Annotated in this window: 11 protein-coding genes and 1 riboswitch; of the genes, 3 read left to right on the top strand and 8 right to left on the bottom strand. The window is 50.8% G+C overall.

Annotated features, from left to right (window positions below; all coding sequences use genetic code 11):
* The 5 genes from ABYP33_RS06540 to ABYP33_RS06520 form a co-directional block, all read right to left on the bottom strand.
* On the bottom strand, window positions 1-617 hold a 617-nt coding region (locus ABYP33_RS06540; protein WP_373089628.1), incomplete at its 3' end, for an urea amidolyase associated protein UAAP2.
* Between the two features lie 15 nt (window positions 618-632).
* Entirely contained in the window at window positions 633-1,343 is a 711-nt protein-coding gene (locus ABYP33_RS06535) for an urea amidolyase associated protein UAAP1 (protein ID WP_373089626.1), read from the bottom strand.
* A 2-nt stretch (window positions 1,344-1,345) separates the two neighbouring features.
* Window positions 1,346-2,122: an ABC transporter ATP-binding protein gene (locus ABYP33_RS06530; protein ID WP_373089624.1), complete on the bottom strand. Its 777-nt coding sequence runs from the start codon at window positions 2,120-2,122 to the stop codon at window positions 1,346-1,348.
* Window positions 2,119-2,943: an ABC transporter permease gene (locus ABYP33_RS06525; RefSeq protein WP_373089621.1), complete on the bottom strand. Its 825-nt coding sequence runs from the start codon at window positions 2,941-2,943 to the stop codon at window positions 2,119-2,121. The genes ABYP33_RS06530 and ABYP33_RS06525 overlap by 4 nt, the downstream gene beginning before the upstream one ends.
* A gap of 149 nt (window positions 2,944-3,092) precedes the next feature.
* A complete protein-coding gene (locus ABYP33_RS06520; RefSeq protein WP_373089631.1) occupies window positions 3,093-4,136 on the bottom strand; it encodes a putative urea ABC transporter substrate-binding protein in 1,044 nt (347 codons plus the stop codon).
* Between the two features lie 61 nt (window positions 4,137-4,197).
* Window positions 4,198-4,329: riboswitch (guanidine-I (ykkC/yxkD leader) on the bottom strand.
* Window positions 4,330-4,635: 306 nt separating this feature from the next.
* On the opposite strand from ABYP33_RS06520, the gene ABYP33_RS06515 reads away from it, so the two are divergent.
* The 3 genes from ABYP33_RS06515 to ABYP33_RS06505 all read left to right on the top strand — a co-directional run bounded on the left by ABYP33_RS06515 (window position 4,636) and on the right by ABYP33_RS06505 (window position 9,949).
* The gene (locus ABYP33_RS06515) at window positions 4,636-6,459 is read left to right on the top strand and encodes an alkaline phosphatase PhoX (RefSeq protein WP_373089619.1); all 1,824 of its coding nucleotides are present in this window, start codon (window positions 4,636-4,638) and stop codon (window positions 6,457-6,459) included.
* A gap of 68 nt (window positions 6,460-6,527) precedes the next feature.
* Window positions 6,528-8,252 (top strand): hypothetical protein, encoded by a 1,725-nt coding sequence (locus ABYP33_RS06510; protein ID WP_373089617.1) that lies wholly within the window; start codon window positions 6,528-6,530, stop codon window positions 8,250-8,252.
* A gap of 41 nt (window positions 8,253-8,293) precedes the next feature.
* Window positions 8,294-9,949: an alkaline phosphatase gene (locus ABYP33_RS06505; RefSeq protein WP_373089615.1), complete on the top strand. Its 1,656-nt coding sequence runs from the start codon at window positions 8,294-8,296 to the stop codon at window positions 9,947-9,949.
* Window positions 9,950-10,040: 91 nt separating this feature from the next.
* Here the strand turns inward: ABYP33_RS06505 and ABYP33_RS06500 are convergent, their stop codons facing one another.
* The 3 genes from ABYP33_RS06500 to rpe all read right to left on the bottom strand — a co-directional run bounded on the left by ABYP33_RS06500 (window position 10,041) and on the right by rpe (window position 12,107).
* Window positions 10,041-10,358, bottom strand: a complete 318-nt coding sequence (locus ABYP33_RS06500; protein WP_373089613.1) for a hypothetical protein — start codon at window positions 10,356-10,358, stop codon at window positions 10,041-10,043.
* Between the two features lie 382 nt (window positions 10,359-10,740).
* Window positions 10,741-11,442, bottom strand: coding sequence for a phosphoglycolate phosphatase (locus tag ABYP33_RS06495; RefSeq protein WP_373089611.1), 702 nt, complete (start codon window positions 11,440-11,442; stop codon window positions 10,741-10,743).
* A complete protein-coding gene (gene rpe / locus ABYP33_RS06490; protein ID WP_373089608.1) occupies window positions 11,439-12,107 on the bottom strand; it encodes a ribulose-phosphate 3-epimerase in 669 nt (222 codons plus the stop codon). Before rpe ends, ABYP33_RS06495 begins: the two co-directional genes overlap by 4 nt.
* Window positions 12,108-12,179: the final 72 nt, after the last annotated feature.

Below are 12,179 nucleotides of genomic sequence, written 5' to 3'. Positions count from 1 at the left end.
ATTGGCGTTGGGTTATAGGCATTGCAGGGGTTGTTTAATTGCGGGCAGTTGGAGATGAGCACGTAGACATCCATTAGTGCTTTTAACTCTACGTATTTACCTGGCGCCGAAATGCCGTCGGCAAAGCTCAGGCCGCCCGCTTCGGTTACCGGCACGTTCATAAAGAAATTGATGTTATGGCTGATGTCGCGTTTGCTTAAGCCGTATTCCGGCTTTTCGGCAATAGCCAGCATCCAGCTGTCGCGGCAGGCATGCATGCAACGCTTTTCTAAATCGTAGCGCACAGTATTGCTCTCAGTGGCGCAGGCGCCGCCCAAGGTGTCGTGCCGCCCGCAGGTATCGGCCACAATTTTGAGCATGGCGCGATTTTCATTACTGCGTAGAATTGAACCGGCAGTGAGGTAAACATTGCCCTGTTCGCGAATAGTGTCGGTCGCGCTATAGCGCTCGCTTGGATTTGCCGCACTGTAAAACAGGGTATCTGCAGCTTGGTTACCATCCAAATCTAAAATCCGAAAAGTTTGCCCCTCATTAACTTTGCCAAGATAGTAATCGCCAGCGCCGACGGTCATCGAAAACGCTGCAGTGTCGGCCTGTAATTGGCTTGCTTTAATCATCGTCAATCCTCCGCCTTAGGCGCCCAAGTAATACAGCGCGTTATTGGCAAAACCCCGCGCATTTTCTGGACAATGGTTTAGGCATTCGTCATCGTCAGCAACAGCGGCGGCCAAACCAAGCTCTATACCAATGCGGTGCTTTGGGTATGTTTCTGCCGTGCTATAGGGGTGCGGGCAGCTATGCAGTACCACCAAAGTATCCATTTCAAAGCGTAGGGTGACCGCGTCGCCGATCTGGCTGCCCGATGCCGCCAAGGCCATATTGCCGTCCACATCGGTCACCACTTTGCTAAACCAATTAATATTGGCGGCCATGTCTGCCGCGCCTAAGCCGTATTTGGCTAACTCCACTAGAAATGCATCGTAGCCATTTTGATGCCAGTCATTACGGTGCGCTTGATAATTCCGTGCGCCCCATTTTTTGGCAATATGGCTGGCATGGCTATTACCACAGACTGTATCGTGCCAGCCGAGGCTGTCTGCGGTAATAGATGCAAATATCCGGCCCATATCTGAATACAGGCAATGGCCTTGGCTTAATTTAAAGGTGTGCTGGCACTTAAGGGTGTCTGGGGCGTTATAACGCTCCAGTAAATTGCGGGGGTTATAAAACAACATACCAACATTGCTGCCGCCGCTTAAATCCCTTAGGGTCATCTGCGTGCCCCGGCGTAATTCCAGTGACCAGTGGCTACCGGGCGCCAATTCTGTTGCGTAATTTTGCATTGCTATATTTCCTCCGCCTGCTTATTGGCAGACAGACTCCCGTCTATTTCTTCAAGTAATTTTGGCTCGCAGGCGCCAACCGGCAAGTCATAGGTAATACCTGCGCCGTAGGCATTGGGTGCTTGGGGATCGACCCGCAATTTGTCGAATACCCACAGGCGAGTGCCAAGGTGAAAACCTTCCTTTAGATCGTGGGTGACCATAAACACGGTAAGTTTGTGTTTGCGCCACAGCGTCAAGACCAGCTCGTGCATGTCAGCGCGAATACCGGGATCGAGGGCGCCAAAAGGTTCGTCTAATAACAGAATACGGGGTTTTAAAATAAGGGCTTGCGCAATCGCCAAGCGCTGCCGCATGCCCCCAGACAATTCATCTGGGTAGCGATGTAACATATGACTTAAGCCAACAATATTGAGCAAGTCCGCCGCCTCTTCCCGCGCCGCTTTCTTTGCCGCACCCCATAAAAAGCCCAATTTGCTGCGTTCAAAGGCGCGGGCAATCGCCACGTTTTCTAATACTGTTAAGTGCGGAAAAACCGAGTACTGCTGAAATACCACACCCCGACCAGAATCGGGTTCGCTCGGTATCGCTTTGCCGTCCAGCAAAATACTGCCTTGCGACGGCGATTCAGTGCCCAGTAGCATTCGTAAAAAAGTGCTTTTACCGCAGCCTGAGGCGCCAACCAAGGTAACGAATTCACCTTCTTTTACCGTGGCCGACATATTTTCCAAGATGACATTGTCGTCAAAACGCTTCCACACATTGCGAATTTCAATCATGACTTGCCCTCCTGCTGGGCATGCCAGGGAAAAGCAACGGCGCTGAGCTTGGCGAGGGCGTAATCGATAATAAATGCCAGCAAGGCGATCCACGCCACATAGGGCAGAATCACATCCATAGATAAATAGCGCCGCACTAAAAACACACGGTAGCCCAAGCCGTCAGTCGAGGCGATGGCCTCAGCGGCAATTAGGAATAACCACGCTGAGCCCAAGGACAAGCGCACTGCATCGATCAAGCGCGGCAGCAATTGCGGAATTAACACCCGCACAATAATTTGCCAGCTATTGGCGCCCAAGGTTTGGGCTTTGACGAGTTGCTCGCGAGGAATTTCTATGCTGCGCTTTTGAATATCGCGAGCGATAAACGGGGTAATACCAATGGCGATCAAGGCGACCTTCGACACTTCGCCCAAACCAAATACAATAAACAATACTGGCAGCAAGGCCATTGGCGGCACCAGCGACACCACGGTAAGCAGCGGCGCAAAGCTGGCATTAACGACCGGCAAGGCGCCGGTCAGCAAACCGAATAACATACCCAGCGACGCAGCTATTGCCATACCAATGCCTAAACGGCGCAAACTGCTTAAGGTGTCTTGCCAAAATAAATAGTCGCCGCTGCGCTTGCTAGGTTCAAAGGCCAAGCGATTAATGGCATCGCCCATTTGGGTGAAGCTCGGCAATAATTTGTCTTGGGGGTTTTCAGCGAGCCGCGCGTCAGATGCCGAAATATACAGCAGTAAAATCACTACAAAAGGCAGTAGAGCTAGACCAATTCGCCATACTCGACTGGGTCGTACATTGATCAGTCGTTTCATAAATTTGCTAAACCCGAGTGCATACGCTATTGGCAAAGCGAAAGGTGGTTGAAGGTAGGCGCATCCCTGCGCCTGATTGTTGTTACCCGCAATCTACAGGCGTAGTCTCCCTCCCCATCGGTGGAGGGTGATCTCGTCAAACGCGAGATTTACAGTTTGCCGTCTGCCGCCATTTGCATATAGCTGGGGTCAAAACGGAATTTAATATTGGCTTTGTTACCAAACACGCCAGATGGGGTTTCGATGCCGATAAAACCAGCGTCGGGTGCACCGTCACCGAGTAGGCCGTGGGCAAAGGAAAATTCCGCCACATTCTTCATGGTGGTCTTCAAGGCCGCACTATTGGTAAAGGCAACGGCATCTGCTGGAGTATAAAACATTTGAGTGCTGGCCAACTGAGCCTCGTAACCGGCTAAATCAGTGCCCGATGCCACACCCATGGTGGTGCGCGCTGCAATGCCGGCTTTGTCGTTGGCGCTCATGGTGGCCATGATTTCATACCATGCGCCCGTCAGTGCTTTGCCCAATTTCGGATTGGCTTTCAAGACCTCGGTGTTAATAACCATTAAGTCGATTATTTCACCCGGAATTTGCGAGGAATCAAACACCTTATTCGCCCCTGGCATGCCGGTAATTTCGCTAAGCAGTGGATTCCACGTTGCCACCGATGTTACCCCGTCGGTGGGGAATACCGCGACCATATCAGCGTCGGAGGTGTTTACCACGGTAACGTCTGACTCGCTCATGCCCACGCTCTCTAAACCGCGAGCAAGCAGATAATGAGAAACACTCAGCTCAACTAAGTTAACACGCTGACCTTTAATGTCTTTGAGTTTGTCGGAGCCTTTTAAGACCACACCGTCATTGCCGTTAGAAAAGTCGCCAACAATCAAGGCCGTGCTATCGACGCCGCCGGCAGCGGGAATTGTCAACGCATCCATATTGGTCATGGCGCAGGCGGCAAATTCACCCGTGGTGTATTGGTTAATGGATTCGATGTAATCGTTAATTTGTACGACCTCAATATCGAGGTCATACTTTTTAGCCCACTTATCCATGATCTTCTGCTCAGCGGCATAGCCCCAAGGCATCCAACCGACATAAATTGACCAACACACCTTAAAGCTATCGGTAGCTGCAGCAGAAAACGAAGAAAATGTGAGTGTAAGCAGTAAAGCGGAAAGTCGCTTCATCGTTGAACCTCCAGAGGTTTCACACGGTTGCATAGAGCACTCCTGGCGCATATCGCCGTTCGTCTCCCGGGCTTTTGTCCCGCCGTGTAACCTTCTTGCAGCCTAGCCGCGTACTCTGAAGGTCGAAAGCTCTCGGACCAGTCGTTGCTTTACCTATGAAATAGTCGCAACCGGAACCCTAGCTTTCCATTTTTTGTATCGTGTCCAATGCCACCAAGAGTGCGGACACAAGACACTATACACATTACGTGCCAAACACTGTAATGACCCATTATTAATACATTAGCGGTGATTTAAAGGCCAATAAGGCATTCATTAAGTGCACATTGGCGCACCAAAAAGGGACGAAAGCACCTTTTTGAGTCGCTTGTGTTTTAGCTGAGCGCCTTGTCATAAAAACGCGCTAATACTGACATTTTATCGTCCCTATTCTGTAACAGCCCCCACCTACACTGATGCGGTTTTAAATATCTCCTACTCACCAACGACGGGAATAATTATGAAAAGGGCATTATTACAACTCTCTATAGCGAGCATTCTCGCAGCGGGCCTGAGCGCTTGTGGCGGTGACGATGGTGACCGCGGCCCGGCCGGTGCAGACGGCGCCGCTGGCAACCCAGGTTCGGCTGGCGCGCCAGGGTCAGCTGGCGCCCCCGGCGCAAATGGAAATGATGGCAAGGACGGCCTAGAAGGTGCAGCCCTAAAACGTTTTGCCTCAGCGCCATTGGGTGCGGAGTTTACCGGCTTGTTCGTTAATAGCGACGGCGTGTTGTTCAGCAACATCCAACACCCAAGCGGTTCCAACACCACCATGGATGTCGACGGCAAGATTATTGATAAGGGCACCATCGGCGCATTTATAAATGTCGATGTAAATAATCTCGGCAATGTCGCCGCCATGGACTTCCCTATTACCACCGCCGATAAAGAGCGGGTACTCAGCGCCACAGGTAGCTATATGGTACTGGCCCAGCAAAATGATGACCTCGCCAGCGGCAAACAAATGGGCGACATCGTTGCGGCGGATGGCAACACAGTATTAAAAAGCTCTAACGACCCCGACTTTAACGCGGCGGTTTCTGATGGCGACACCGGTTACTTCCTGTATTCCAACTGGGAAGATCGACCCGGCGGCATGAGTCGCATTAAACTGAGCAGTACCTATGCGGTTACTCAAGCAGGAATGTTAGATTTCTCGTCTGTTAACGGCACGTGGGTTAACTGCTTCGGTACCTTGAGCCCCTGGGGTACACCGCTAACCTCTGAAGAACTGTATTTTGACAATACCGCCGATTGGTTTAATGCCGGAAATAGCCAAGCCAAATCGATTGCCGAATACCGAGGCTTCCCAACCGACGGCAGTGGTAATTGGGGCAACCCCTACGACTACGGCTATATTGTAGAAATCGGCACTGACGGCACTGTTGCCGCAGCTGACGTGGCCAATGTTACCATGAACAAACTGGAACTCCTGGGCCGATTCTCCCACGAGAACGCGGTAGTTATGCCAGATTTACGCACTGTGTTTTTAAGCGATGACGGTAGCGGCACGGTCTTATTTAAGTTTGTAGCAGATAATCCCAGCGACATGAGCTCCGGGTCCCTCTATGCCGCAAAAGCAACCCAGTCCGCCGGTATTAAGGACCCCGCTGAAGCCGCTTTCGCCATTGAGTGGATTAAAATAGCCACGGGTAATGAAGCCGCCATCGAAGCGGCTGTCGCTAGCTTTAACGGCACTTTAGCCGAGGCCAAGCAAATTACCGCACAGCAAATCAATGACTACGCCGAGTCAAAATTGAACGCCGACCTCGACACTAGCGGCACGGTGGCCAGCAATCCGTTTACTGACGACCGTGTCGGTTTCCTTGAGAGCCGCAAGGCGGCCGCAGCACTGGGTGCAACTGCCGAGTTCAATAAAATGGAAGGCGTTAATATCAACTTCGGTCTTGCCGATAGTTGGTGGAATAATGGCGCCGCCGATGGCAAACAAGCCTATATGTATATGGCCATGTCCGACACCACTAGCACCATGTCAGATAGCAGTGGCGATATTCAGCTAGATGGCACCCACGGCAAATGTGGCGCGGTTTACCGAATGAAACTGATCAAAAACAGTGCAGGCTTGGTCGATATCAAAACCCTCTCGCCGGCCGTTGTTGGCGGCCCCTACGACGGCAGCCGCAGCACCAACCGCTGTAACATAAATAACATATCCAACCCCGATAATCTGGTGGTTTTGGACGATGGCCGAGTATTAATCGGTGAAGACACCGGCAACCACCAAAACAATATTATTTGGTTGTTTGAAGACCCCGCTCTGTAAAACCCGCGTGTTACAGCAGTTTAGAGGGCGGATTTATCCGCCCTCTTTTTTTTATTGGTAAGGAATCCATGAAAGCGCTCATTCTTATTTTTCTTTTCATTTTAGCCGCCTGTGACGCATCGCCTAAAGACCAAGTAAATGCAGTACAGCACGAACCAGTGGCAACAGATGCTAGCGTGCTAAAGCAGCTCATATTTCCCCCAACAATTGCGGCCGGTAGTCAGGGCATATTACGCCTACCACCGAGCGACACTCTCTACAATGCCGAGGCGGTCATTCCACCCCAGTGCTATACCAAGCACGAAGGGCAATACAATCCCTGCATGACCTGCCACCAGAGCTACCCCTACCGCAGCCGCCCCAACACCATGAACGACAGCAATTTGCAAAGCGTGTATGCCTTTTCTGATTTGGGCCTAAGCAACCATTGGCAAAATTTATTTGAAGATCGCCGGCAAAAAATGGCTGAGATCAGCGACCAACAGGTTATCGATTATCTTTACACCGACAATTACAGCCCATTAATTGATCAGCTAAAAAACACGCCGGATTGGCAGGGCCCCATTCCCGAGATTAAAAATTTGCACCGAGGCGGGGCTGCCTTTGACCACCACGGCATCGCCAAAGACGGCAGTCACTGGGTGGCCTTTAATTACAAACCGCTACCCAGTACTTTTTGGCCCACCAATGGTTCTACCGACGATGTGATGATTCGCCTACCGGCTAAATTCCGGCAATCGTCCTGTCAAAACAGCCCAGAATCCCGAGACGCCTATCTGGCCAATCTCTCGATTTTAGAAATGGCGATTAAAGATCTCGATCAAATTTCGCTACCCGATATTGATGAAAACGCAGTGTGTCAGGACCTAAATGCCGACGGTAAATTCGGTATCATCCAAACATTGCACCGCCCAAGCCACTATATTGGCGGTGCCGCTGACGAAGTTCTTAGCCCCATGCTCTACCCTCTTGGCACCGAATTTTTACACTCGGTGCGTTACGTCGGCATCGATAAGGGCGGCGCCATTGGCCTACCCCCGCACATGAAAGAACTGCGCTATATGCGCAAATATGACTACTACAATCCAAATCACTTAGTGTCCAAATACGGCAACGAATATCAAGAGAAAGTCGAAGGCCTGCTACCGCAATTTATTCATCGTGGCGACCAAGGCACAGATAATAGTTTTGGCTGGATGCTGCTCGGCTTTATTGAAAACCAACAAGGTCAGCTGCGCAAACAAAGTGATGAGGAGCACTTGTTTTGCATGGGCTGCCATACCACGATCGGCTCGACTATCGATCAAACCTTTGCCTTTGCTCGCAAGGTGACTGGCGCCGAGGGCTGGTCCTATATCGACTTAGTCGGCATGCCCGACGCCCCAAATGTAGACACCCCAAATGCGAATGAAGGCGAAATTGCCCATTATTTGCGTACCGTCGGCGGCGGTAATGAATTTAGAGAAAACGATGAAATTCGCCAACGCTTTTTTAATGCTGATGGCAGCCTTAATACTACAGCGGTACAGGGATTGGATGTGTACCAGCTTATTACGCCGTCGCTGCGCCGCGCGCTAGATTTGAATAAGGCTTATATGCGCATTGTTGCCGACCAAGATTTTATTCATGGTCGTGACGCCAATTTAAAGCCGGTAACAAATGTGCATAAGGAAATTGATCCCGAAACGACGCCAGTGCTGCCAGGAGATAAAGCCGTGCAGTGGGACATTCGCTTGCAATGGACAAACGAGGAAAAAATAAAGAACACAGCGCTTCCGTTAAGTACAAAATAATTAGATAGTGGCCAATGACTGCTAAGAACTCAGGGGCAACAATGACGCGCAAATACGACACCTTAACAATAGCGCTAGCAGCGAGCGTAGCCACACTCATGCTAGCAGCTTGCAGCGACGGCAAAATATCGCTGTCCGGCACACCAAGTAAAGCCCAAAGCACAGCGCCGCTCACACACCAAACCAGCGCGCCATTAATCGCCAATACTCTACAAAATCAATGGTATCTTAACGCCGCAAGCGCCGTCGCCAGCAAACCGCTGGGCGAAGCTGAGCGCGGCAAGGCGCGTAATATTATTTTATTTTTAGGCGACGGTATGAGTATCGCCACGATCACCGCCGCGCGAATTCTCGCCGGACAGCGCTTAGGCCAAAGCGGCGAGGAATACGCGCTGAGTTTTGAGTCGTTCCCTTACACCGGTTTAGCTAAAACCTACAATGTCGATTCGCAGACCCCCGATTCCGCTGGCACCATGACCGCCATTGTATCGGGCCTAAAAACCGATGCCGGGGTGCTCGGTGTCGATGAAAACGTCATTCCCGGCAACTGCCAAAGCCTTGCCGGGAACGAAGTGATCAGCGCCTTGGAATTAGCTGAGCTAGCCGGTAAGGCGACCGGCATTATCTCTACCGCCAGAATTACCCACGCCACCCCCGCCGCGACCTATGCCAAAACCGCTGATCGCGACTGGGAGGCCGACAGCGACCTACCAGACGCCGCAAAAGCGGCGGGCTGTAAAGATATCGCCAGTCAATTAATCGATTTTGAAATAAATCTAGAAGCCCGTATTCCCGGCGCCGACGTCGACGGCATTGAGGTGGTAATGGGCGGTGGTCGACGTGCGTTTATCGATAAAACCGACGCCAGTGGTGAAGGTCATCGGCAGGATGGCCGCAATTTAATCCAGGAGTGGCAACGGCAGTACCGCGATGGCGACTACCTCCAAAATGCAGCTGATTTACAGGCAATTAAGCCAAACGCAACAGGCAAGATTTTGGGTTTGTTTAATCCAACGCATATGCAGTATGAGTCAAACCGCGACACCAGCAACAGCGGTGAACCCTCGCTACAAGCAATGACCGCCGCCGCAATAACGCGGCTGAGCCAGAACCCCAGCGGCTATTTTCTTATGGTCGAGGGCGGTCGAATCGACCATGCCCATCACGCGGGTAATGCCTATAACGCCTTAAATGAAACCATTGCCTTCGCAGATGCCGTCGCGACTGCCATGACATTTAGCAATTCCGACGACACTTTAATTATAGTGACCGCAGACCACGGTCACGTCTTCAGCTTTAGTGGTTACCCCAAGCGTGGCAACCCTATTTTAGGCAAAGTGGTAGGCGTTGGCAGTGATACTCCGACGCTGGCCGCTGATGGCATGCCTTACACCACTTTAGGCTATAGCAATGGCCGGGGATTTCAAAACCTAGGCACCGACAACAATGCTGATACCGCATACCAACAAGAAATACAGTCTGGCCGTCACAACCTAGAGGATATCGACACCGAAGCCAGCGGCTTTCACCAAGAAGCCTTGATTCCCCTTTCTGCCGAAACCCACTCTGGCGAAGACGTGGCCATTTACGCCCGTGGCCCCGGCGCAGCGCTCATTAGTGGTAGTAACGAGCAGAACTTGATATTTCATGTAATAAATTACGCTGCCGATTTTTTGCGCAGCCCGGCAAGTCATTAAACCCTGGGGTAGGGGTTTCTCGCAGACATAAAAAAGGCGTACCGCCATTACAGCAAATACGCCCAAAAAGACCTAAAGGGTGGGTAAAAATTTACTTCGCAGAAACCTGTAACTGTTTGTGGTAACGAACTAGTTGGTTATAGTGATCTGCCGTTTCTTCTAACCGCGCTACCGCCACGTTGTAGACAAAATCGTCAGAGTAACCCTCACAAACTTCCAATCTTTGTGATGCGCGGTCAAGGTACTCCTTAACGGCAAATCTTAGGTTTGGCATATCCTCAACTGCGCTTGCGTTTACCTCAGGTAAACTTGGCGGATTCATTACCGCAGCCAGTGCGCAATTCGCATAACTATTTAATGACGCGAACGCCAAGGCAGCCAATACGCTGCCTAATATTAACTTCTTCATCAGATACACCTCGCGCTACAAAGCACAAATTCTAATAACGATAGTTATGATACCAAAATACACACTTATATCCACATAAAAATTGACACCTCGTCAAAAAATGCGTCGAAATAAATATAAAATACTTTATTATCAATAAGTTATATTAAATCAAAACTTACACCAAAACCCAGTACGTTACAGTTAACCGCACTGTGTCATTGGGTATATTCCCCCCACAACACGAAAATGAGAAGATCAGCCAGGAATAAATCTACCGAGCAGCCACCCCCATAGGGTGATTACGGCTAAGAAGAAGCAAATAGTTTAAGAGGAAGGACGTTGGCCGCAGCTACGAGCGAACAGCACTCCAAACAGGTAGCCAAACGTAGGGCTAGCTAGCTCAGCGGACGTTACCGCAAAGATCAAGGAAACGATCTACCAATAGGTCTGGTTCGGCGTCTGCTACTGGCACACCGTGGTTGTAACCATAACTCACACAGGCAACGGGCATACCCGCCGCTCGCGCCGCCGCGACATCATTCACAGAATCCCCAACCATCACGGTATTGGCAAGTGGCACCCCAAGCTGCTCGCACGCCAAAAGCAATGGTGCGGGATCGGGTTTACGCACTGGCAAGGTGTCACCGCCGACCAAGATCGGCATGAGCTCCTGCAAACCAAAATGCACGAGAATTGGCTCGCTAAATCGCGCAGGTTTATTGGTGACGCAGGCCATTTTAATGCCCTTAACATGCCAATGTTTTAAGGCTTCACGCACACCGGGATAAAGCACAGTGTGCTCACAGGTCTGTTTACCATAGTACTCAAAAAACACCGAAAGCAACTGATCGAGTAAGGCGGTATCTAACGATTGCTCAGGCACCTCAAGCGCGAAGGCCAAGCCGCGCTGTACCAGCTTGCGGGCGCCATTACCGACCCAACCCCGCACCCGATCAACACCGGCAGGCACATAATTAAGCTGCTCCAAACTTGCGTCTAGCGCCGCGGCCAAATCCGGCACACTGTCGATCAACGTGCCATCCAAATCAAATAAAATGGCCTGTAACTCACGACCATCTAAAAGACCTTGCAATGCACTCATACGCCAGCCAATTCGTTCCGCATTTTTTCAATCGTTTCACTGTAATCGCCACCGTTAAAAATTGCTGAGCCAGCCACAAAGGTATCTGCCCCAGCGGCCGCCACTTCAGCAATATTTTTAGCAGAGATACCACCATCCACTTCAAGGCGAATATCCCGACCAGAGGCGTCGATCAAAGCCCGCACTTCTTTAATTTTGTCGAGGGTCGAGGGAATAAAGCTCTGACCACCAAAGCCAGGGTTCACCGACATCAGCAAAATCATATCGAGCTTATCCATGACATATTTCAATACGTCGGGACCAACCGCAGGATTTAACACCAAGCCCGCCTTACAGCCAGCGTTGCGGATCATCTGCAGCGAGCGATCAACATGGGTTGTGGCGTCAGGGTGAAAAGTAATAATGCTGGCGCCCGCGTCAGCAAAATCGGCGATCATGCGATCAACGGGCGAAACCATCAAATGCACATCAATTGGCGCTTTCACACCATGCTTGCGCAAGGCCTTACACACCATGGGCCCAATAGTCAGATTAGGTACGTAGTGATTATCCATTACATCGAAGTGAACAATATCAGCGCCAGCCTCGAGCACGGCGTCGACTTCCGCACCTAAACAGGCAAAGTTTGCCGACAATATCGATGGGGCTATCCAGTAATCTGCCATTTTAGTTTCCTGAAAAATTGAGGCGCTAGTTTAATGCGCAAACCATTACGGTATCTATAAGTACAAAGTCGG

Source organism: Zhongshania sp., from assembly GCF_041584495.1.
Classification (GTDB): domain Bacteria; phylum Pseudomonadota; class Gammaproteobacteria; order Pseudomonadales; family Spongiibacteraceae; genus Spongiibacter.
Note: the sequence above shows the minus strand (reverse complement) of the source record. Positions and strands in the feature narration are given on the sequence as shown.